This is a genomic window from Streptomyces sp. bgisy100, from assembly GCF_057709105.1.
Genome location: NZ_JBYITE010000011.1, coordinates 166,414 through 186,701 on the forward strand (window position 1 = coordinate 166,414; position 20,288 = coordinate 186,701).

The 20,288-nt window shown below is 70.6% G+C and carries 19 protein-coding genes and 1 pseudogene; 7 read left to right on the forward strand and 13 right to left on the reverse strand.

Annotated elements, in window-relative coordinates:
* Positions 1 to 71: 71 nt before the first annotated feature.
* Positions 72 to 329 carry a hypothetical protein gene (locus AC3EQ1_RS10795; protein WP_432094097.1) on the forward strand — a complete coding sequence of 86 codons (258 nt, stop codon included), beginning with the start codon at positions 72 to 74 and terminating at the stop codon, positions 327 to 329.
* On the forward strand, positions 326 to 1,702 hold the full coding sequence (locus AC3EQ1_RS10800; protein ID WP_432094098.1) for a serine hydrolase domain-containing protein: 1,377 nt from the start codon (positions 326 to 328) through the stop codon (positions 1,700 to 1,702). Before AC3EQ1_RS10795 ends, AC3EQ1_RS10800 begins: the two co-directional genes overlap by 4 nt.
* 50 nt (positions 1,703 to 1,752) lie before the next feature.
* Here the strand turns inward: AC3EQ1_RS10800 and AC3EQ1_RS10805 are convergent, their stop codons facing one another.
* From AC3EQ1_RS10805 to AC3EQ1_RS10815, 3 genes and pseudogenes are all read right to left on the reverse strand, one after another.
* Positions 1,753 to 2,325: an O-methyltransferase gene (locus AC3EQ1_RS10805; RefSeq protein WP_432094099.1), complete on the reverse strand. Its 573-nt coding sequence runs from the start codon at positions 2,323 to 2,325 to the stop codon at positions 1,753 to 1,755.
* 89 nt (positions 2,326 to 2,414) lie between these two features.
* Positions 2,415 to 3,011 carry a hypothetical protein gene (locus AC3EQ1_RS10810; RefSeq protein WP_432094100.1) on the reverse strand — a complete coding sequence of 199 codons (597 nt, stop codon included), beginning with the start codon at positions 3,009 to 3,011 and terminating at the stop codon, positions 2,415 to 2,417.
* 324 nt (positions 3,012 to 3,335) lie between these two features.
* A pseudogene (locus AC3EQ1_RS10815) lies at positions 3,336 to 4,337 on the reverse strand (ABC transporter substrate-binding protein).
* A 138-nt stretch (positions 4,338 to 4,475) separates the two neighbouring features.
* On the opposite strand from AC3EQ1_RS10815, the gene AC3EQ1_RS10820 reads away from it, so the two are divergent.
* The 3 genes from AC3EQ1_RS10820 (at position 4,476) to AC3EQ1_RS10830 (ending at position 7,648) form a co-directional block, all read left to right on the forward strand.
* Positions 4,476 to 5,315 carry an ABC transporter ATP-binding protein gene (locus AC3EQ1_RS10820; RefSeq protein WP_432094120.1) on the forward strand — a complete coding sequence of 280 codons (840 nt, stop codon included), beginning with the start codon at positions 4,476 to 4,478 and terminating at the stop codon, positions 5,313 to 5,315.
* A gap of 322 nt (positions 5,316 to 5,637) precedes the next feature.
* Entirely contained in the window at positions 5,638 to 7,146 is a 1,509-nt protein-coding gene (locus AC3EQ1_RS10825) for a SpoIIE family protein phosphatase (protein WP_432094101.1), read from the forward strand.
* A 196-nt stretch (positions 7,147 to 7,342) separates the two neighbouring features.
* The gene (locus AC3EQ1_RS10830; protein WP_432094102.1) at positions 7,343 to 7,648 is read left to right on the forward strand and encodes a cupin domain-containing protein; all 306 of its coding nucleotides are present in this window, start codon (positions 7,343 to 7,345) and stop codon (positions 7,646 to 7,648) included.
* Positions 7,649 to 7,754: 106 nt separating this feature from the next.
* Here AC3EQ1_RS10830 and AC3EQ1_RS10835 read toward each other — a convergent pair whose 3' ends face one another.
* The 7 genes from AC3EQ1_RS10835 to AC3EQ1_RS10865 all read right to left on the reverse strand — a co-directional run bounded on the left by AC3EQ1_RS10835 (position 7,755) and on the right by AC3EQ1_RS10865 (position 15,195).
* Positions 7,755 to 9,611, reverse strand: a complete 1,857-nt coding sequence (locus AC3EQ1_RS10835) for a choline/carnitine O-acyltransferase (protein ID WP_432094103.1) — start codon at positions 9,609 to 9,611, stop codon at positions 7,755 to 7,757.
* Positions 9,612 to 9,712: 101 nt separating this feature from the next.
* On the reverse strand, positions 9,713 to 10,546 hold the full coding sequence (locus tag AC3EQ1_RS10840; RefSeq protein ID WP_432094104.1) for a class I SAM-dependent methyltransferase: 834 nt from the start codon (positions 10,544 to 10,546) through the stop codon (positions 9,713 to 9,715).
* 75 nt (positions 10,547 to 10,621) lie between these two features.
* Entirely contained in the window at positions 10,622 to 11,491 is an 870-nt protein-coding gene (locus AC3EQ1_RS10845) for a HalD/BesD family halogenase (protein WP_432094105.1), read from the reverse strand.
* Between the two features lie 614 nt (positions 11,492 to 12,105).
* Entirely contained in the window at positions 12,106 to 13,143 is a 1,038-nt protein-coding gene (locus AC3EQ1_RS10850) for an ABC transporter ATP-binding protein (protein WP_432094106.1), read from the reverse strand.
* Complete coding sequence (locus tag AC3EQ1_RS10855) at positions 13,140 to 13,988, reverse strand: ABC transporter permease (protein ID WP_432094107.1); 849 nt, start codon at positions 13,986 to 13,988, stop codon at positions 13,140 to 13,142. The genes AC3EQ1_RS10850 and AC3EQ1_RS10855 overlap by 4 nt, the downstream gene beginning before the upstream one ends.
* Complete coding sequence (gene modA / locus AC3EQ1_RS10860) at positions 13,985 to 14,749, reverse strand: molybdate ABC transporter substrate-binding protein (protein ID WP_432094121.1); 765 nt, start codon at positions 14,747 to 14,749, stop codon at positions 13,985 to 13,987. The genes AC3EQ1_RS10855 and modA overlap by 4 nt, the downstream gene beginning before the upstream one ends.
* A gap of 59 nt (positions 14,750 to 14,808) precedes the next feature.
* Positions 14,809 to 15,195 (reverse strand): TOBE domain-containing protein, encoded by a 387-nt coding sequence (locus AC3EQ1_RS10865; RefSeq protein ID WP_432094108.1) that lies wholly within the window; start codon positions 15,193 to 15,195, stop codon positions 14,809 to 14,811.
* A 400-nt stretch (positions 15,196 to 15,595) separates the two neighbouring features.
* Between AC3EQ1_RS10865 and AC3EQ1_RS10870 the strand changes: the two genes are divergently transcribed.
* Positions 15,596 to 16,087 (forward strand): hypothetical protein, encoded by a 492-nt coding sequence (locus tag AC3EQ1_RS10870; RefSeq protein WP_432094109.1) that lies wholly within the window; start codon positions 15,596 to 15,598, stop codon positions 16,085 to 16,087.
* Positions 16,088 to 16,192: 105 nt separating this feature from the next.
* Here AC3EQ1_RS10870 and AC3EQ1_RS10875 read toward each other — a convergent pair whose 3' ends face one another.
* Complete coding sequence (locus AC3EQ1_RS10875; RefSeq protein ID WP_432094110.1) at positions 16,193 to 16,840, reverse strand: class I SAM-dependent methyltransferase; 648 nt, start codon at positions 16,838 to 16,840, stop codon at positions 16,193 to 16,195.
* Between the two features lie 256 nt (positions 16,841 to 17,096).
* Here AC3EQ1_RS10875 and AC3EQ1_RS10880 point away from each other — a divergent pair, with 256 nt between their 5' ends.
* Positions 17,097 to 17,828 (forward strand): alpha/beta fold hydrolase, encoded by a 732-nt coding sequence (locus tag AC3EQ1_RS10880; protein WP_432094111.1) that lies wholly within the window; start codon positions 17,097 to 17,099, stop codon positions 17,826 to 17,828.
* A 259-nt stretch (positions 17,829 to 18,087) separates the two neighbouring features.
* Here AC3EQ1_RS10880 and AC3EQ1_RS10885 read toward each other — a convergent pair whose 3' ends face one another.
* A complete protein-coding gene (locus AC3EQ1_RS10885) occupies positions 18,088 to 19,290 on the reverse strand; it encodes an epoxide hydrolase family protein (protein WP_432094112.1) in 1,203 nt (400 codons plus the stop codon).
* A gap of 148 nt (positions 19,291 to 19,438) precedes the next feature.
* Positions 19,439 to 19,945 (reverse strand): hypothetical protein, encoded by a 507-nt coding sequence (locus tag AC3EQ1_RS10890; protein WP_432094113.1) that lies wholly within the window; start codon positions 19,943 to 19,945, stop codon positions 19,439 to 19,441.
* Positions 19,946 to 20,288 lie beyond the last annotated feature (343 nt).

Below are 20,288 nucleotides of genomic sequence, written 5' to 3' on the forward strand. Positions count from 1 at the left end.
GGATCCCCATTTCGTTGACGCACCCCAAAACGCAACGTAGCTTTTCCTCACTCGGAAAGAGAGGATCCACGATGTACGTGATGGTCGTGTCGACGGTCTCGGACGACGGCAACTTCTGGAGCGGGCTGAAGAAGGCACACACCCGACTCCCCCAGGGCGCCACATGGAAGCTGGCGGTCGCGAGCCGGGGCGGAGACAAAGCGGTGAACATCATCACCCACGACTCCGTCGATGGCGTCCGGGAATTCTTCGAGGAATACGCCGGCGCCTATGCCACAACGGAGTACTTCGAAGCGGACGCCGCGAACGCCGTCGGTCTCCCGCGATGACACTCGACAGACCACGGCTCCGGGCCCGGGTCGCCGAACTCCTGGCGGAGTACGCCATCCCGAGCGCCGCGATCGGCGTGCTCCACGACGGAGAACTCACCGAACTCGCGGTCGGCGTCAAAAACGTGGAGACGCGCGAACCCGCGACGACGGACACCGTCTACCAATGCGGCTCCATGACCAAGACATGGACCGCACTGGCCTTCATGCAACTCGTCGACGAGGGGAAAGTCGACCTCGACGAGCCGTTGCGGACCTGCCTGCCCGGCTTCGCGGTGGCCGATCCCGAGGCAAGCGCGAAGGTCACCCCCCGCCACCTGCTGCACCACACCAACGGTATCGAGGAGGCCTACGGCGACCCCGGCGAAGACGACGACGTCTATGCGCGCATGGTCGAGAACATCGCCGACGCACCCCAGGTCTTCCCGCTGGGCCGCACCCACGGTTACAGCGCAGTGCTGGGCTACGCCCTTCTCGCGCGGATCCTGGAGGTGCGCGACGGCGCACGCTGGGACGACATAATGCGGCGCCGCCTCTTCGACCCCATGGGCCTGACCGGCACGAACAGTTGGCACGAGCAGGTGGACGAAGCCCGGGCCGCGACCGGGCACCTGATTCGTTCCCCGGAGGAGGGTCCCGTCGTCACACCGGTGCGCTGTCTGCCACGCGCATTCGGCCCCGGCGGAAACATCACCTCGACCTCCCGGGAGGTACTTGCCATGGCGCACGTCCTCCTCAACGAGGGCACGGCGCCGAACGGAGAGCGCATCGTCTCGGCCGAGAGCATTCGAGAGATGCTGGGTTCCCGGGTGTCCGTCCCGGATCCGTACATGTTCGGGCCGGCCTGGGCACTCGGCCTCATCGTGGGTGACTGGCACGGCGAAACCGTCTACGTGACCGACGGCAGCACAGTGGGCCAGAACGCCCGGCTACGGCTTCTGCCGGACTCGAATACCGCCCTTGCCCTGCTGACCAACGGCGGACCGCGGGAGAGCTTCTCTCGCGCGGTGTTCAACGAGCTCCTGACCGGCCTCGGCATGATCACCGTCCCGGACCTGCCGGCACCGGACACGACGCTGAACCTCGACCTGTCCAGGTACGAAGGCGTCTACGGGCGTCCCGGCGCGGTGTACGAGGTGTCGGCCGAAGGCGGGAAGCTGTACCTGACCCTGGCCCTCGACCCGATGCAGGCGGCCTTCCTCGGAAAGCCGGACCGCATCAGATATGCGCTGCTCCCGGTGAGCGAGACCCATTTCCTGATGCCACCGGCGGGTCCGTTGGAAGACACCCAGACAGTGGCGCTCTACGACTTCACCAACGGCACGGCCCAGTACCTCCATACCAACTGCCGGGTGAATCCGCGGCAAAGGTGACCGTGCCCATGCGGAATGAGCTGTCGCATGGATGACGTACGGGACAGCCCTCAGCCGCGGCGAGCCGCAAGGACCGCCGAACTGGCGGGTGTGGTGAGGATTTCCGTGGCGTCCAGGGCCGGATGGGTGAGGTAGAACAGGCGGAGCTCGTCCACGTCGCCCTCGAAACGAGGCGGCCAGTCCGGCGAGGGGGTGAAGTCGTCCAGGATGAGAAGGCCACCGGGAGCGAGCAGTTCGACGACCCTCTCGGGGTCGTCGCGTTTGCCTCCTCCGTCGCAGAAGAAGACATCGAAGGGGGCTTGCCGCTCCAGCAACCGCCAGTCCCCGGTGAGGACATCGACGCGGTCGTCGTCCGCGAAGACACCGGCCGCTCGCCGGGACAACACCGCGTCACACTCCACGGTCACCAGACGGGCCCCGGCGCCGAGCCCGCTGTGCAGCCAGGCGGTACCCACGCCCGAGCCGGTGCCGCTCTCCGCGATGACGCCATGGGGTTTGGCGGCAGCGGCCAGCCTGAGCAACCTGCCCACCTCAGGGATGCAGCTCTTCCGAAAGCCGGCCTCGGAGGCGACTCGCTCCGCGGCCGCGACGCGAGGCGGAACCGCACGCTCTGCGATCATCACGAACTCCCTTCACCCTGACCACGACACCATCCATCAGCAGCGGTCTCCGCACGGAGTTCCGCTTCTGCACACCCGGCGAACGTCCCGGGTCACAGCTGGGCAGGAGGACACAGTGGCTCGTGGCGATGCCAGACGAGGTACCGGTCCTCGCGCCGCAGTTCGGCCGAGCCCCACTCGATGCGCATGACGCCCTGGTCCATGGAGCACGCGTAGGCGACGAGGACGAGGCGCACATCCTCCGGCAGGAGGTTGAGGTCGGGGTGCGTCTCCGCCTCGTCGTGCTCGCTCAGGCCCAGGTCGAAGGTCTGCTGCATGGGCTCCGGACCGTGCCGTCGGATCAGATCCGCGCGGAAGCCCTTGGCGCTGCGGAGACGGGCGGCCGTGACGGGAACATCTTTCTTCGCGTAGCAGTACGGGTAGATCACCCGGCCACGAACGATCATCAGCGTCCGTCCCTGTAAGCGCACCGGCGTGGCGTCCGCGACGGAACTCAGACCGACCGCCAGCTCCTCGTACTGGGCGGCGTAGAGCCCGTGCCCGTACGCTTCCAGCGTCTGGGTGTGCACTCCCTCGTGCCCGCTTCGTGCCCTGGCGTGTGCGCGAACCAAGCCGGCCGGGATCAGGTCCGTCAACGGCCCGGCCGCGTCGCCGAAGGTCTCCCGCGCCCACCGTGTCACTGCTCTCACGGCCTACCGCCTCTCCCCCTTGTGGCACCGGAGTGCCGAGCAGCATTCAACAAAACCGTGCTGCGTGGGGGTGTGCACCGCAAGAGGGCATCCGGCGCACAGGGCTCTCCGCGAAGGATTCAAGAGCGCGAAGGGCGCGTGCCCATGCGTGGATGGCTCCACCCGCCCGAAGCCGCGTGTGCCGGCACCGGGCGACCCGGCACCGGCACACTGCGGTTCGGCGAACCGGGAACGGCAAACCACCGCCACCGCTCCCGCCCCCGCTCCAGGCACAGGGACCTCTTCAGCCCGTCAGGACTCCTGCGTCAAGCCCCTTTTCAACCGTCAGGACTTCTTCAGCGCCTCCGTGATGTCGTCCAGCACCACCCGGCCCGCCAGCGGGCCGCCGCGGGTGGACCAGACCGAGCCGTCCACGGTCACCACATGGTCGTCCTTCACCGCGTTCAGCTCCTTGAAGGCGGGCTTCCGCCGCACGTCCTTCAGCGCCTTCTCGCCATCCGGGGTGAGGGTGCTGAGGAACAGCCAGTCGCCGTCGATCTCCTCGATCTTCTCCAGGGAGAGCGACGGGGTGTGCGCGTTGCCGTCCTTGTTCTGGGACTTGGGGCGCTTCAGGCCCATGTCCAGGGCGACGCCGCCGGCGAACTGCCGCTTCTCCATCCAGCTCGGGCCGTCCGGGTTCCAGCGGACGATGCTGACCTCGGCCCCCTTGCTCCCACCGAGCCCGGCCCCGGCCTTCTTGGCGGCGGTTTCGTAGCCGGCGATGACCTTGTTGGCCTTGTCGAGTTCGTTCACGGCGTTGCCCACGCCCCGGAAGGACAGCTTCCATTCGTCGGTGGGCGCCATGGTGACCAGGGTTGCCGGGGTGATCTCCCGCAGCTGCTTCAGGACCTGTTCGTCCTGCATGTCACCGGCCAGGATCAGGTCCGGCTCGGCCGCGACGACCTTGTCCATCACCGGCTGCAGCAGATTGCCCACCACATCGATGCCCTTGACCTTGTCCTTCAGGTACGCCGGGGGCTTGTTCAGGCCCTGTCCGTTGGTGATGCCGACCGGCTCGAGGCCGAGTGCCAGCACGGCGTCGAGGTCCTCCTGGGTCAGAGTCACGATCCGTTTGGGGTGAGCCGGAACCTCGACCGCCTTGCCGGTCGCGTCCTTGACGGTCCGGGTGGCGTCCGAGGAGGTGCGTCTCTCGGTGTCCGACTAGGACTTGTCGTCACCTGAACCGGAACCGCATCCGGCAGCCAGCAGGACGGCGGCGCCCACTCCGGCGAGTACCCGCACGGCGCGGCGAGAGGCGGAGTGGGAGGGGCGGTTGGGCAACGTCATGTACGGCTCCGGCGTCAGAAGGCGTGGGAAATCCGCCCCGGGAGAAGAGTCTCCACCGAGGCAGCCTTAGGTTAGCCTTACCTTATGCTGAATTCGCAAGGGGTTCGCGCGCCCCTGCCGGGGAGAGTTCTGCCGTCCGTGGAGCTCCGGGTCGAGAAGCTCACCGCCGGATACCCCGGACGCCGCGCGGTGACCGACGTCGATCTCACCGTCGCCCCGGGCCGGGTAGTGGTGATCGTCGGCCCCAACGGCTGTGGAAAGTCCACCCTCCTGCGCTGCATGGCGCGGCTCCACCAGCCCGAGTCCGGCCGGGTGCAGGTGGACGGCAGCGACCTGTGGAAGCTCCGTCCCCGGGACGCCGCCCACCGTGTGGCGCTGCTCCCCCAGTCCCCGCAGGCGCCCGAGGCCGTCACCGCGGCCGGTCTCGTACGGTACGGACGCCACCCGCACCAGGGCCTGTTCCGCCAGTGGTCGCACGAGGACGAGCGGGCCGTGGCGGACGCCCTGGACGCCACCGGCGTCTCCGAGCTCGCCGACCGCCGGCTCGACCGGCTCTCCGGCGGCCAACGGCAGCGCTGCTGGCTCGCGATGACGCTCGCCCAGGACACCCCGGTGACCCTGCTGGACGAGCCCACCAGCGCCCTCGACATCGGCCACGCGGTCGAAGTCCTGGAGCTCGTACGGGAGGTGGCGTCCGCGGGCCGCACGGTCGTCATGGTGCTGCACGACCTCGCCGCCGCGGCCCGGTACGCCGACCGGATCGTCGCCCTGCAGGACGGCCGGGTCGTCGCCGAGGGCCCGCCCCGGGAGGTCGTCGACGCAGGTCTGGTCCGCCGGCTGTACGGGATCGAGGCGGACATCCTCCGGGCCCCGACCGACGGGGCTCCGGTGGTGGTCCCCGCGTCCGGCGGGCCCCTCCCCCCGTCGGGGCTCTCCGCCGCAGCGCCGCTCACCGAAGCGCCGCTCACCGAAGCCTGAGGCGCCGCACCCGGAGGGTCACCGCCCGTCACCGTCGGTCGCGGGTGGGCCCCGGGCGTAGGTACGCCTGTCCACCCGCCGCCCCGGCGCCAAGGCGCCCGGAGCCCCGGCCGAGCCCCCGCACTCCGGGGGGAGACCGTCCCACGACCACCGGCACGCCCCGCCGCGTCCCCGCCGGGCCGGATGCCGCGGAACGGGCGCTCCGCGATGGCAGGCCCGAGGCGTAGCGGCGACCATGGATGCAGCCGGGTATCAGCGATGGCATGAGGGGCCCGGACCGGCACCAGGCAGCGCGCCCATGGCCGCGGAAGGAGTGCCTGGGATGAGTGCATCCGAGTCCTTCGGAGCCCATCCCGGGGCGGCGGGCACCGGCCCGTCGGCACCGGGCGGCCTGCTCGACGTGCTGAACGTCGCGGCCGCCGTCCTCGACGCCGACGGGCGCATCCGGCTGTGGAGCCCGCAGGCCGAGCAGCTCTTCGGCTACACCTCCGAGGAGGCCCTGGGCGAGTACGCGGGCCGGCTGCTGGTGCGCGAAGAGCACATGGAGATGGTGCTGGGGCTGTTCGCCGAGGTCATGGCGGGCGACGACGGGTGGGCCGGAGTCTTCCCGGTGCGGCACAAGGACGGCAGCACGCTGCTGGTGGAGTTCCGCAACATGCGGCTCCAGGACAAGCAGGGCGACTACTACGCCCTGGGACTGGCCACGGACCAGGCCACGCTCCGGCGGGTCGAACGTGACCTCGCGCTGTCCACCCGTCTCGTGGCGCAGTCGCCGATCGGTCTGGCCGTGCTGGACACCGACCTGCGGTACGTCACCACCAACCCGGCGCTGGAGCGCCTGAACGGCGTGCCGGCCGCCGAGCACATCGGCCGGACCATCGACGACGTGCTGCCGGACCTGGAGACGGCGCCCCTGGAGCGGGCCATGCGCCGGGTCCTCACCACCGGCCTCCCGGTCCTCGACCAGTACGTCGTCGGCCGCACCCCGGCGGATCCGGAGACGGACCACGCCTGGTCGGTGTCCTTCTACCGGCTCGAATCGTCCAACGGGAAGGTGCTGGGGGTGGCGGCCTCGGTGGTCGACGTCACCGAGCGCCATCTCGCCGTCCAGGAGCAGCGCCGTGCCGCCCTCACCCTCCAGCGGAGCCTGCTGCCCCAGCAGCCGCCGCCGCGGCGGCCGGGGCTGACGCTGGCCTCCCGCTACGAGCCGGCCCGTGCGGTGGACGAGATCGGCGGCGACTGGTTCGACGTCATCCCGCTGAGCGAGGACCGGACCGCCCTGGTGGTCGGGGACGTCATGGGCAGCGGCATCAGCGCCGCGGCCATGATGGGGCAGCTCCGCACCGCCACCCGCACCCTCGCCGACCTCGGCCTGGATCCGGCGCAGGTGCTGCACCACCTGGACCGGCTGACCGACGGGCTGGACCACACCATCGCCACCTGCGTCTACGCCGTGCACGACCCGCACGACGGGCAGTGCCGCATCTCGCTCGCGGGGCATCTGCCCCCGGTCCTGCTGCACGCCGACGGCCGCCGTGAGCTGCTCGACCTGCCGACCGGGGCGCCACTGGGGGTGGGCGGCGTCGTCTTCCGCACCACCGCCCTCGGGCTGCGGCCGGGCGACCAGCTCGTGCTGTACACCGACGGGCTGGTCGAGACGCGGGACGAGGCCATCGACGTCCGGCTGGCCACCCTGCTGGACAGCCTCGACAACGCGGACCGCCCGCTGGAGAAGACCTGCGACCATCTGCTGCGCACGCTGCGCCGCCCGGAGAACCGGGAGGACGACGTGGCCCTGCTGATCGCCCGGACGCACTCCTTCGGACACTGACCGGGGTGCCACCGCCCATCGGCAGATCCGGATTCCCTGTGCCCGCAGCAGGTCCGGATTTCCCTGTGCCCGCGGTGAGAGGTTTTGCCGAACGGTCGATCACCTGTCGCCCCCGATCACGTAGCTTCCAGGCATCCATTGATCGCGATGCGGACCTCTCCCGGCATGACGGGAGGGGCCCGCTGGGAGGCATGTCATGAGTGTGGTCGACCTGTTCCGGACCGCGGCCGCGCTCTCGGGCGCGTGGAACTCCCGTCTGCTGGGCGAGGTGGGGACGGCCTGCGTCAAGGTGCTGCGCATGGACGAGCTGCCGGTCGAGGAGGAGACGCATGGCGCCGCCGAGGTGCTGCTGGTGCTCGACGGCCGGCTGGAACTGAGCGTCGAAGATGCCGAGGTGACCGTGGGGCCGGGCGAGATGTACGCCGTGCCGGCGGGCGCCCGGCATGCCGTTCGTACGGGAAGCCGAGGGACCCTGGTGATTGTGGAAGTGCCCGAGGAGTGAGGGCGGTTCAGTCGGCCCCCTGCCCGCTACCGGTGTGTGCCGTGCGGACCGGGGCCGTCCCGCCCGCCCGGCCCGGAGCACCGAGCGGAACGGGACGGCCCGGGGGTCAGCGGCCTCCCGCCGGACGCGCGTCCTCGTCGTCATCCGTGGCCAGCAGGTCCTGCAGTTCCCGCACCGCCGCACGGAGCCGGTCGGCGAAGGCGTGCATCCCTTCGGCCACCGGACGCGGGGTGCTCAGGTAGACGTTGAACCGGTCGGGCAGCAGGACGTAGGCGACGCCGATGCACCGGCTGCTGGTCGACCCGAAGCCGAAGTACTGGATGTGGGTGGAGGGCGCGGAGCTGGTGCTCAGGCAGTCGTCCCGCATGACGAGCCAGCCCGGAGTGCCGTACAGCCCCGGGTCCTCCGTCACGCCCAGCGACGCGCCGCGCCGCTTCCGGATCAGCTGGAGCTCCCACAGGTGCTGCTCGGGTGCCTGCCCCTGCTGGCAGTGCTTCGCCCGTTCCACATGCCGGTCGGCGGCGGCCCGGAACGCCGCCCGGCGGGCCGCCCGGTCCGCGCCGGGGTCCTCCATCGCGGCCACGAACCGCAGCACCTCGGGTGTGACGACCCGCATCGCCTCGGTCCGCCCGCGCCGGAACTGCCGGGTGGCGATCGACTCGTAGGTCGGGCCGACCGTGCCCTTGGCCCGCTGGTGGGCGAGTTGGTAGGCCATCTGCACGAACGCGTCGGGCGAGATGCGCAGTTGCTTGGCCCGGTTGCCGCCGAAGTCGTCGAAGGAGACCGTGGTGGTCGCCGTGGCGGCACCGTACTCCGCGAACGCCTCGGCGGCCGACCGTACGTCCGCGCGCAGGGCCGCGTCGAGCACGAAGGTGACGGGCTCGACGGCGGGCAGGCCCTGGGACCGCGCCCCCGACTGCCGGGCGTGCTCCTCGACCGGGGTGCCCAGCAGGGCGTCGACGAAGCTGAGGATCGTCGTCCCGTCGAGCTCGCAGTGCTCCACGTTGATGCCCGCCCGGCCGTCCTCGAAGACGATCAGGGACACCGCCTTGTCGAACCACCGGTTGCCGCTGTTCCCGTACAGCAGCTGGTCGCAGGTCTCCTGCGTGTCCCCGGGGGCGAAGTCCTCCAGACACACGCAGAACAGCGCAGACTCGACCACCTCGAGCGCGTCCGCGTTGCCGGGGTCGCAGGCGACGAGGGCGTCCCGGCGGCCGGCCCACTCGGCCCGCGCCATGGTGGTGAGATGGCCGACGGCAGCGTCCTGCGGGGCCGGCTCCGCCCCGGCCTTCATGACGGCGGCCAGCCCCGCCGCGAGGTCGTCGGGGGTGTGCGGCAGCCCGTCCTCGCCGAGCACCTCCATGCGGAACAGGTTGCCGCGGTGGAACACCACGATGTGGCGGGCGGACGACGGGCCGGGCCGCTCCTCGGAGTACGGGGCGCGCACCGTGTCCAGCTCCCGGCCCGGGATCCGGGTCGTGGAGAACAGGTACTTGTTCTGGTCCATCGACAGCGCCCGGCCCCGCTGGACGATCGGCGGAACGCGCTCCGCGTCCAGCTGCCGCTTGTAGGCGACGGCGGCGGTGATCAGCCCGGCGGCCCGTTCCACCTGGCTCTGCCCGGTGTCCTCGAACAGGAAGAAGAAATTCGCGTTGAGCGCGATGCGGTCGCGCCGGCCGAGGTAGCGGTAGGGCCAGAAGGTGTCGAGCCAGCTGTGCACGCCGTCCTCGGCGTCGTACCGCTCCAGGGCCGCGTGGAGGGTCCGCCCGGGGCCGTCCGGCCGGAGGAACGCCTCCACTTCCGCACGGGTCCGCTCCCGCTCCTCCGCGGTGAGCAACGGCTCGCACCAGGCGAGGAACCGTTCGCAGGTCTCCTCCAGCGTGGGCAGGGGCACGCGCGGCAGGGTGTCGTCGTTCGCGAAGGTACGGGTGGCCGGGGTGGCCGGTTCCTGACTGCTGTTCACTGGGTTCCTCGATTGGTCACTGGTTGCCCGGATCTCGGGACGGGGTGGTGCCGTCGGTGACTGCAGCCCGCCGCAGTCACCGACGGGACGGCGGACGAAGGTCACCCGACGGCGTGGCGTTCGGGCTCGCGCGGCCGGGAGACGTGGAGCCGGGCGTAGAACCAGCCGTCGGCCTCCAGACCGGACGGGTCCACGCCGACGGACGACAGGGTGTCGAGCACCCGCGACTGCTCCTCCGCGGAGGCGAACCGCCGCTGTTTGAACAGGCCTTCGACGTGGACGGTCTCGTACCCCGCGGCGGCGAGGCTCTCCTCGACCGCGTCGAACGGGAACATGCGCAGAACGAAGTGGGCCATCCACGGTTTGCGCGCGCCGCCGTGGGCCTCGACCACCCGGGAGAGCGTCTTCTCGGTGACGTAGCCGACGCAGCCCGTCGAGATGACCAGGTCGGTCCCGGCGAGCAGCGCGCGCTGCTGTTCGGTGGGGTCGTACGTCTCCAGGTCGGCGTGGACCGCGCTGTCGAGGAGCCCGGCCGCCAGCGCGTACGACAGGGCGGGCCGGGAGGCGTCGAGGCCGGTGAACCGGGCCGCGGCGGGGCGCTCCCGGCCGGCGACCCACTCCCGGTCGCGGGCGAGCAGCTCGTCGCCGGTCAGGCCGGGGGTGTCACCGTCGCAGTACCGCTCGTAGAGCCCGTCCATGGTCGTGTTGCAGGTGAGCAGGGCGGCGTTGATGCCGTAGGAACAGCCGATGTCCAGGATGTGCGGCGTACGGACCCGCCGGACGTCCCGGTATTCGTGGACGAGTTTCGTGAAATAGGGCTTGGCCAGCTGAGGGATGCAGTAGTCGAGCTCGCGCAGCGTACGGAAGTACGCGCGCGGGTCGGGTTGTGTGTAGACGTTCTCGAGGGAGACTTTTCCGGTCGGGTCGAATCGCACGGGTGCACTCCTGACGTGGATGCAGAGCGGTCGACGGGCCGCGGGAGGGTGGTTTTCACCGCCCCGGCGGCCTCGCTAGTCCAGCAGCTGATCGACGCGCACCGCACAGCTCTCGGCCGCCAGATGCTGTGGCATCACGCGACCGAACAGCTGTTTGGTGCGCGCCACGCTCCCGATGACTCCGGGGCGCTCGCTGTAGGCGAATATCGCGGTGTGCCGCGCGGTGCGGCCCTCCACCTCGCTCACGCGGTGCAGCGAGTAGCGGCCTTTGAACAGTTGCAGATCGCCCGGCCGCAGGGTGAGCCGACGGATCAGCCGCTCACCGCGGCCGGTCAGGACGTCCCGGACGTCGTCGAAGTTCTCGGCCTGGGCGGACCGGATGTTCGGGCAGTACTCGAAGACGCCACCGGCCTCGGATTCCTGGGTGAGCAGACTCACGGTGAACTCGTTCGTGTCGAAGTGCCAGGGATGCTCCATCCCCGGGTTGACCACGTTCAGGCACAGCCCGGAGAGCGGGTCCCCGAGTTCGTGGAGCCGGGGCAGTTCGAAGCAGTCGGCGATGAAACGCTGGAACAGCTCATCGGAGTAGAGCTGATGAATGATGAATTCCCGGGGAATGCGGTCGCGGGCCACGAAGGCATTCCCGCGCTCGATCGCGATGCGCCCCGGATGGCCCTCCGGAACGGTGGAGTCGACGTCGATGTTGTAGGCGTTGACCGTTTCGATGTCGTAGTGCGCCCGCGGCGCGATGGTCCCGCATTCCTCGCGGAGTACCGCGGCCAGGGACGGCCGGATGAATGCGGGAAGGACGCTGCACCCCAGCGTCTCCAGTTCGCCGCGGGTGCGGATGACCATGGATTTCCAGTCGGCACTGTCCGGATCGGACAAGGGGTAGCGAACCGTGTCCACCACCTGCTCGACCGTACGAGTTACCGAAGTGCTCATGAGGATCCTCTCCACGCGCAAGTTCATCTCACCCGTCCGGAACACCGGAGCGGACGTCGACGACCGTTCTGGCCACTCGTGCGGGAGCAGCAGATCGGCCCAGCACTGTCAAGGCCACCGCCTCCCGCGAAGGAACTGCTCCCGTAACGCCTACCTGTCTCTTTCGAACCCCAGAGGGGTGTAGCACATTCGTCACGCTCCATTCAGCGTCCGGCGACGGTGTGTGACGCGATCCACTGCGATCCGCTGATGAAGATTCAGCACAACCGCACATAACGGAATCTGACATCACATCAATGCCTCCTGGCAGGTTTTGACGGCCCGCGAAGAGGAGAACATCGGAGTCGGTGCGGTACGGCCGGTCCATGGCCGTCTTCACACGGACGTGGGCGCCCGCGCACAGGCGTTTCCCCGCCACGGAGCCGTCCCCGGTGGATGTCCCTCCCCGGCTGATCTCCGTTTCCGGCGGGGCCCGCCCGGCCCGGCGTCCGTGAGCCGCCGCGACACGCGCGTGGGCCGTGCCGGAACCCCCGGGGCGGTTGCGTACGAGCCTGCATGCCGGCCTCCCCCCGCGGGCCGGGCAGCGCGGTGATGCCGGGCCCCTCCCCCACCCGTCAGGCCGGGTAGGCGTGCATTTGAGTCGCCTTGACGGTGGCCCAGACCTCGACACCGGGGTGCAGACCGAGTTCGGCGGTGGCGGCGGTCGTCAGATCGGCGGTGAGGGAGAGGTCACCGGTGAGGCCGGCCCGGATCTGGTCTCCGTGCGACTCCAGGCCGGTGACCCGGCCGCGCCAGACGTTGCGGGCGCTGGAGCTGCCGGGCCGCTCCCGGTGGAGAGTGACGGCACTGGGCGGGAAGGCCACGAACGCGGGCCCGGTCAGGGCGTCGGCGGCGCTGACGACCGGACCGGCGTCCAGCCGCACGCGGTGGCCGTCGGCCTCCCCCTGGTACAGGTTGAGCCCCACGAGGTGGGCGATGTAGTCGGTGCGGGGGCGGCGGGCGATGTCGGACGGCGTGCCCTCCTGCACGGCGCGGCCGTCCTCCAGAACGACGAGCCGGTCGGCGAGCACCATGGCGTCGAGCGGGTCGTGGGTGACCAGGACGGCGACGGCCTCGAAGTCCGCCAGGTGGTGCCGGAGCTGGGCGCGCACCTCGATGCGGGTGCGGGCGTCGAGAGCGGCCAGCGGCTCGTCGAGCAGCAACAGGCGGGGCCGGGTGGCCAGGGCGCGGGCGAGGGCCACCCGCTGGGCCTGGCCGCCGGAGAGGTGCCGGGGCTTGGCGGCGGCGTGGTCCGCCAGTCCCATGCGTTCCAGCCACCGGCGCGCCCCGGCACGGGCCTCGGCTTTCGACGCGCCGTGACAGCGGGGCCCGAAGGCGACGTTGTCGAGCGCGCTGAGGTGCGGAAAGAGCAGGTAGTCCTGGAAGACCACACCGACCGGGCGCGCCTCGGGCGGGATCCCGTCGAGGTCGGCCCCGTCGAGCCGCAGATGGCCACCGCCGGAGGGGGCGAGACCGGCGAGGGCGCGCAGGGCGGTGGTCTTGCCCGCGCCGTTGGGGCCGAGGAGGGCGAGCACATCGCCCGGCTCCGCGTGCAGGGTCAGGTCGAGGCGGAAGGAGCCCCGGCCGGCCACGAGGTGTGCGTCGAGCGTCATGGTGCGGTCATCCAGCGGTCGCGCAGCCCGGCGAGGACCGCGATGGACACGGCGAGCAGCACCAGGCTGAGGGCGATGGCGGCGGCCGGGTCGTTCTGCAACGCCAGGTAGACCGCCAGGGGCATGGTCTGGGTGCGGCCGGGGAAGTTGCCGGCGAAGGTGATGGTGGCCCCGAACTCGCCCAGGGCGCGGGCCCAGGCGAGCACCGCGCCGGCGGCCACCCCCGGAGCGATCAGCGGCAGGGTGACCCGGCGGAACGCGGTGAAGCGCGAGGCGCCCAGGGTCGCGGCGGCCTCCTCGTACCGCGGATCGGCCGCGCGCAGCGTGCCCTCGACGCTGATGACGAGGAACGGCATCGCGACGAACGCCTCCGCGACGACCACTCCGGCAGTGGTGAACGGCAGGGTGACCCCGAAGGCCTCGTCCAGCCACCGCCCGGCCACGCCGTTGCGGCCCAGCGCCAGCAGCAGCGCCACACCGCCGACCACGGGCGGCAGCACCAGCGGCAGAGTGACCAGCGCCCGCACCAGGCGCCGGCCGGGGAACTCGGTGCGGGCCAGCAGCCACGCCAGCGGGACACCGAGCACCAGGCTGACGCCGGTGGCGGCCGTGGCGGTGATCAGCGAGAGCCGCAGCGCGTCCCAGACCTCAGCGCTGCCGAGCTGCTGCGGCAGGCTGCTCCAGGGCGCCCGGAGGAGCAGCGCGGCCAGCGGCAGCAGCAGGAAGACGAGACCGGCCAGGGCGGGCACCAGCAGCGGCAGCGGAGCCCGCCGGGCGCCGCGGGCGGGGCGGCGCCGCGTCCTGCCCGTGCGGACGCCGCCCCCGGTGCCCGGCCGGCCGGTCATGGCTGCAGGAAGCCGGCGCCGGTGAGGACCTTCCGGCCCTCGGCGGACTTCACCAGGCCGATGAACTCCTCGGCCGCGGCGGCGTTGGGCGCGTTCTTCAGCAGGGCGAGGGGATAGGTGTTGATGGCGTCCGCGGCCTCGGGGAACTCCACGCCCTCGACCTTCTTCCCGGCCGCCCGCACATCCGTCGTGTAGACCACGGCGGCGTCGACCTCCCCCAGTTCCACCTTGGTCAGGGCGCCCTTGACGTCCTGTTCGTAGGACGCCGGGGTGAGCTTCAGCCCGGAGGCGTCGAGCGCCTTCTGCGCCGCCGCACCGCAGGGCACCGTCCTGTCGCACAGGGCGACCTTCGTCCCGGGCCGGGTGAGGTCCTTCAGGGTGCGGATCTTCTTCGGGTTGCCGGGCGGAGTGGCGATCTCCAGCTTGTTGCGGACGAACGGCGCCGGTGCTCCGGCGGTGTCGTGCGCGTCGGTGACCGTCTTCATCGTCTTGTCGCTGGCGGCCGCGAAGACGTCCGCGGGGGCGCCGGAGGTGATGCTGGCGGCCAGGGCGTCGCTGCCACCGAAGTTGAACGTGACCTCGGTGCCGCGGTGGTCGGCCTCGAACTTCTTGCCCAGCGCGGTGAAGCTCTCCTTCAGCGAGGCGGCGGCGAACACCGTCACCTTGCCGGAGACCTTCTTCGACGAGGAGGAGCCCGAGGACGACGGCTCCGAGGAGGAACAGGCGCCGACGGACAGCAGCAGCGCCGTGACTGCCGCCATGGTGAATGTCGGTGTGCGGCGGGCGGAACGGGTCGGCACGGTATCTCCCTCTGTCCTGTTCAGGCTCGTTCGACGACCACGTTGGTCGACTTGATCACGGCTGTCGCCGGAACGCCGGGGGCCAGCTCCAGTTCCTCGGCCGACTCCCGGCTGATCATGGACACCACCCGGAACGGCCCGGCCTGGATCTCCACCTGGGCCGACACATCGCCCAGGATCACCTCGGTGACGATGCCGGAGAAGCGGTTGCGGGCGGACGAGCCGGTGCTCTCCCGCTCCGCCCGGTTCAGCTCCCGGACGAAAGCGGCCAGATCCGGCCCCGCGACCGTCCGGCGCCCCTGCTCGTCACGTTCGGCGTGCAGCCGTCCGCTGTCGATCCAGCGCCTGAGGGTGTCGGCGCTGACGCCCATCAGGGCGGCGGCTTCCCCGATCCGGTAACTGTACATGCGCCGATCATACTGTCGCAGATGCAAGGGGAACGTCTGCTGTCACATCGCACGGGCCTGGCAGAAACCACAATCCCGCTTGCATGTGCGTTCACACCAAGTCTCGGTGGGACGGGACGGCGGCCGGCGCCCCGGGGGCGCCCTGCGGCCCCGGTCGCCCCTGAGCCCCGCCCCGGGCCGTTCTCGAGGATCGCGCTCGCGGTCCGGGCTTCGGCTTCGGGCTTCGGGCTTCGGGCTTCGGGCTTCGGGCCACAGCGGACACCGGCACACCGAGTCGGCTACGCACATCCACGCAGCACCCCCTCCGCAGCCGCGCGTATCCGGCCGGGCGCTCCCGGGGCGCCCCCTACGTTCTGTGCTGGGATCGACACCACCTGCTCCCACGTTCGTGGATGGGCCGATGCAGACGGGAACCGACATGTGGGCCGCACTGACCTCGCTGCTGGGTGTCGTCCTCGGTGGGGCGCTGTCCTTCGCGGCGCAGCAGTCCGCACGCCGCTCGGCGGAACGTGCCGAGGCACGGCGCCGCAGCGACGAGGCCGCCGAGACCCGCCGCGCGGACCGGATCTCCCATCTGGTGGCCTTCATCGTGGCCGTGCAGGAGGCCGAACGCGTGGCGGTGGACCGCTGTCTAGACCGGTCGGCCGACGAGCAGTCGAGGCGACAACGGGCCGAAGCGACCATCGACAGGCTGTGGGTGCTCCAGAAGACGATCCATATGCTGTGCGCCCCGCAGGTGAACAATGCCGCGCGCGTCCTGGTGTTCGCGCTGCAGCAGGTACTCAGGGAGGGCCCGAGCGGCTCACCGGAATCGGTGGTCGAGCAGGTGGCGGCGCACGTCCGCCCGAGCCGCAACGCATTTCTGGACACGGCCCGCGAGTGCCTGGACTGAGGGCCGTCCCGCATTCCGTGATGAATCGGCGGGGCGGCGCCGGAGGCGAAACTCACCGTCCGGCCGGGCGGGCGCGATCGCGTGTGCGGCCGGACAGCCCCCTCCCTAGCCCTTGCGCGCGAGCAGGTGAACCTCCTGAAACTGCCGCCGGTCGGTGGGCTGAGGCTCGCGAACCATCCGAGCCACCTCGGCCAGCCCGGACTCGCGCAGCATCGCGGCAAGGTGATCGGGCGGCCACCGATAGGCCGGCGCGACCGCGTGATCGAAAACGGGTGTCGGGTGGGACGGATCATCGCTTGCCCAGAAGCCGACCAGCAGGTGGCCGCCGGGGGCCAGCACCCGGTGGAACTCCGCCAGGATGACGGGGAGTTCTGGCGGCGGAGTGTGGATGATGGACCAACGGGAGAGGACGCCGCCGAGCGCGCCGTCAGCGATGGTCAACGCGGCCATCGAGCCCACGTCGAACCGCAGGCCCGGATAGGCCTGCCGAGCCGACTCGATCATCGCTGGAGAGGCATCGACACCGAACGCCGCCAGCCCCAACTCGTCCAGATGGGCGGTGACATGGCCAGGCCCACACCCCAGGTCCGCGACCGGACCGCCCCCACTCACACGTACGGCCTCGGCGAAGGCACCCAGCATTGCGCGGTCCAGGGGACTGTCACGCAGCGTGTCGCGGAACATCTCTGCATAGGTGGGGGCAACAGCGTCGTAGGCATCACGGGTGGCACTGAGGACATCGTGTTCGACCATGGTCGCGACAGTAGTTGCCGTTGAGCACGAAGCAGCGCGGGGCCGCGAACTCGGACTCGCTCCCGTGCAGCCGGGATCCGTAGGTCGGCTGGAAGGCCGACTCGCCGTCGTTTCGACGGCCCACGTGTGCGCTTGGGCGTGTTTGTGCCGGGAGAAGTGGCCCGAACGATGCGGGACGAGCCTCAACCGGCAACTTCGTTGATCATGAGGGCGACCACGTCGATAGAGTCGGCTGGACGGTACAACGGGGGGATTGATGACAACAGCGGATGCAGTGCCCATAGTCTTCGTTCACGGGACGCGCTTCAGCGCGGGACAGTGGAGCGTGCAGCTCGCCGCGCTCCGGGACGAATTCCCGGTGGCCGCCGTCGATCTGCCCGGCCATGGCGAGCGCTCGGCTCAACCCTGGAGCCTGCGCAGTGCGACGGAGATCATCGCCTCCGCGGTGGACTCGCTCGGCCGTGGGCCGGCTCTGGTCGTCGGGCACTCGCTCGGCGGATACGCCTCGCTGGAGTTCGCACGGCGTCGTCCGGAACACCTGCGCGGGCTGGTTCTCGCGGGAGCCAGCGCCTCCACCCGCGGCCTCTGGGCAGCGCCCTATCGGTGGGTCGCCGGGCTGGTCCCTCATATCCCGGCGGATCGGCTGGCCCGGTGGAACGACCGGTTGCTGCGGCGGCTCTATCCGCCCGAAGTGGTGGGGGCGACCATCCGTGCCGGCTACGCCTTCCATACCCTGCCCGCAGCCTGGGGCGAGGTACTGGGACACTTCGATGCGGGTGCGATGCGCTGTGTGGAGGCTCCGGTACTGATCCTCAACGGCGAGAAGGACCCCGTCTTCCGGGCCGGCGAGACCGACTTCGCCCGCGCACATCCCCACGCACGCGTCGAGTTGATCCCGCGGGCACGACACCTCGCGAACTTCGACGACCCGGGCGCCTTCACCGATGCCGTCCGCCGCTTCGCTCGGCAGCTCCCTGCCGTCGGCTGAGCGCGCCGTCGCGGGCCCCCGGCGGCTCCTGAACACGCACCGGCCAATTGAGGTGCTCGGTCACGACTCGCCGGGTGGGGCCACGAAACCCACTGGAGCACTCAGGGCTGCCCGGTGGCGAGCCGGGAACGAGCCGACCGCCCCGCCCCGGTGGGGGCGGATGGCCGGCTCCGGTCGGCGGGGCACCGGGCCCTGCCCGTCTGCGCCTGTGTTCCCGGCGTCGGCCCCCCGTGGTGCGGTGCGGCCGGTGCTCGTCCCGTCAGGATGCGGTTGCGTCGCGCAGGCTGCGGAAGAAGGCTCGGATGTCACCGATGAGCAGGTCCGGCTCTTCCATCGCGGCGAAGTGACCTCCGCGGTCGAAATCCGTCCAGCGGACGATGTTGTTGGTGCGTTCGGCGATGTGGCGCAGGACGATGAAGTTCTCCTGCGGGAAAGAGGCGAACGCGGTAGGGGCCGTCGAGGGCTCCGGCTGATTTCCCGCGTAGGCGGCGTGAGCGCGCTCGTAGTAGATGCGCCCGGAGGAGCCGACGGTACCGGTCAGCCAGTACAGCATCACGTTGGTCAGGAGATGGTCGCGATCGACGGCGTCCTCCGGCCGGTCGACGGAGTCCGTCCACTCCTTGAACTTCTCGGCGATCCAGGCGAGCTGGCCGACCGGTGAGTCGGCCAGTGCGTAGGCGAGGGTCTGCGGACGCGTGGACTGGATGTCCGCGTAGCCCTGCTTGTCGCGGCTCCACGCCTGCATCCGCTCCCAGGAGGCCCGGGTGCGCTCTCGTTCCGCGGGGCTGAGGGCGGCGAGTTCCTCCTCGGACGGCTCGGCCGTCGCCCCGGCACCGGGGATCAGGTTCAGGTGGACGCCGATGACGTGGTCGGGGCGGATGCGGCCCAGTTCGCGGGAGATCGCCGCTCCCCAGTCGCCGCCCTGGGTCCCGTAACGCCGGTAGCCGAGGCGGCGCATCAACTCGGCGAACGCAGCCGCCACACGGTGGTACTCCCAGCCCTTCTCCCGGGTGGGGCCGGAGAACCCGAAGCCGGGGATGCTCGGCAGGACCAGATGGAATGCGTCCGCAGGATCGCCGCCGTGCGCCCGGGGATCGGTGAGCGGACCGGTGATCCGCTCGAACTCGACGATGGATCCGGGCCAGCCGTGCGTGATGATCAGCGGCGTGGCATCCGGTTCCGGGGAGCGGATGTGCGCGAAGTGGATGTTTGCGCCGTCGATCGTGGTCATGAACTGCGGCCACTGGTTCAGACGAGTCTCCGCCGCCCGCCAGTCGTACTCGTGCCGCCAGTAGTGCGCGAGTTCCCGCAGGTAGTCACGCGGAACGCCGTAGGCCCAGCCGGCATCGGGCAGTTCGTCGGGCCAGCGGGTGCGGTCGAGGCGGTTCCTCAGATCGTCCAAATCGCTGTCGGGTATTGCGACTTGGAACGGTCGGATGCTGTCGTCCGGAGATGTCGTCATGGTGGTGCAGCCTAGGTGAGACTGCGCGTTCAAGATCGGCAATTTGTGTGGCGGCCCGGACGGACCGGTGTCTCCAGGACAGCGGGGCCGGGACGGCCGGCTGTCGCGCGCCATCACAGTCGCCCCGCGGGACGGACCCTCCGCTCCGCTACTCCCGGTCGCCCGGATTCCCGTCGTCCGGATTCCGGTTGTCCGGGCAGTCCGCCGCGACCCAGGTGGCGGTGAGGTCCCGGCAGACGATGTACAGCGTTCCGGGGCGGAAGGCCACCTCGTGGGAGCAGCCGTATTCGTGCGGGAGGATCTCGTCCAGGATGACGGTGCCCGGAAGCCCCAGTTCGGGTGCCTCCGGTATGTCGATCCGGATCTCCGTGACCTCCGTGTAGCGGACGATCAGGTCTTCGTCGTGCTTCCAGCAGTTGTGCCGGAAGTGGATTCGGTAGTCAGGACACTCGGCGCTGGGCACGGTGAGCTGCTGGAGTTGCAGATCCTTGGTGCAGCGCGTGCCGGAGAACCGGTAGTGGTCCGGGTCGGCGGCGAAGGCACGCGCGCCGGGCGGCAGGCGGTCGATCAGCTCGGGCAGTCGCTCCACGTAAGGGGTCGGGTCGATGACCCCGGTGCATGCGCCGCGAACCGCTTCCAGATCGACGTACTGCATCGGACTGCTCCTGCCCCCGTTCACCTGCTGCCGCTGAAAGGCCTCATGATCGCATGCCGCAGCACGTCACCGGCATGCTCGGCCGTCCCGCCGAACGGCGTTCCGGGGATGCCTCCGGCGGGGAACCGGCCCCACACCGAACGGTCCACCGACCGGCGCCGAGCACGTGGCCGAGCCCGGGGCGACGCGTCCACCGCAGCATGCCCTGCCGCGGACGCCGTTCGCCCCGCCCCGCCCCGAGCTGCCGGAATGGCGAAACAGCAGTGAGAGCACGGTGAGAAGCAAGGCCGCGGCAGACGTACTCGTGGTGGCACGGCAGCACCCACGAAGTCGAGGTATCCCT

Excerpts from the sequence above, each read along its gene's own strand:
- AC3EQ1_RS10795 (WP_432094097.1), top strand. The coding sequence starts at position 72 with ATGTACGTGATGGTCGTGTCGACGGTCTCGGACGACGGCAACTTCTGG.
- AC3EQ1_RS10800 (WP_432094098.1), top strand. The coding sequence starts at position 326 with ATGACACTCGACAGACCACGGCTCCGGGCCCGGGTCGCCGAACTCCTG.
- AC3EQ1_RS10825 (WP_432094101.1), top strand. The coding sequence starts at position 5,638 with ATGAGTGCATCCGAGTCCTTCGGAGCCCATCCCGGGGCGGCGGGCACC.
- AC3EQ1_RS10830 (WP_432094102.1), top strand. The coding sequence starts at position 7,343 with ATGAGTGTGGTCGACCTGTTCCGGACCGCGGCCGCGCTCTCGGGCGCG.
- AC3EQ1_RS10845 (WP_432094105.1), bottom strand. The coding sequence starts at position 11,491 with ATGAGCACTTCGGTAACTCGTACGGTCGAGCAGGTGGTGGACACGGTT.
- AC3EQ1_RS10850 (WP_432094106.1), bottom strand. The coding sequence starts at position 13,143 with ATGACGCTCGACGCACACCTCGTGGCCGGCCGGGGCTCCTTCCGCCTC.
- AC3EQ1_RS10855 (WP_432094107.1), bottom strand. The coding sequence starts at position 13,988 with ATGACCGGCCGGCCGGGCACCGGGGGCGGCGTCCGCACGGGCAGGACG.
- modA (WP_432094121.1), bottom strand. The coding sequence starts at position 14,749 with ATGGCGGCAGTCACGGCGCTGCTGCTGTCCGTCGGCGCCTGTTCCTCC.
- AC3EQ1_RS10865 (WP_432094108.1), bottom strand. The coding sequence starts at position 15,195 with ATGTACAGTTACCGGATCGGGGAAGCCGCCGCCCTGATGGGCGTCAGC.
- AC3EQ1_RS10870 (WP_432094109.1), top strand. The coding sequence starts at position 15,596 with ATGCAGACGGGAACCGACATGTGGGCCGCACTGACCTCGCTGCTGGGT.
- AC3EQ1_RS10875 (WP_432094110.1), bottom strand. The coding sequence starts at position 16,840 with ATGGTCGAACACGATGTCCTCAGTGCCACCCGTGATGCCTACGACGCT.
- AC3EQ1_RS10880 (WP_432094111.1), top strand. The coding sequence starts at position 17,097 with ATGACAACAGCGGATGCAGTGCCCATAGTCTTCGTTCACGGGACGCGC.
- AC3EQ1_RS10885 (WP_432094112.1), bottom strand. The coding sequence starts at position 19,290 with ATGACGACATCTCCGGACGACAGCATCCGACCGTTCCAAGTCGCAATA.
- AC3EQ1_RS10890 (WP_432094113.1), bottom strand. The coding sequence starts at position 19,945 with ATGCAGTACGTCGATCTGGAAGCGGTTCGCGGCGCATGCACCGGGGTC.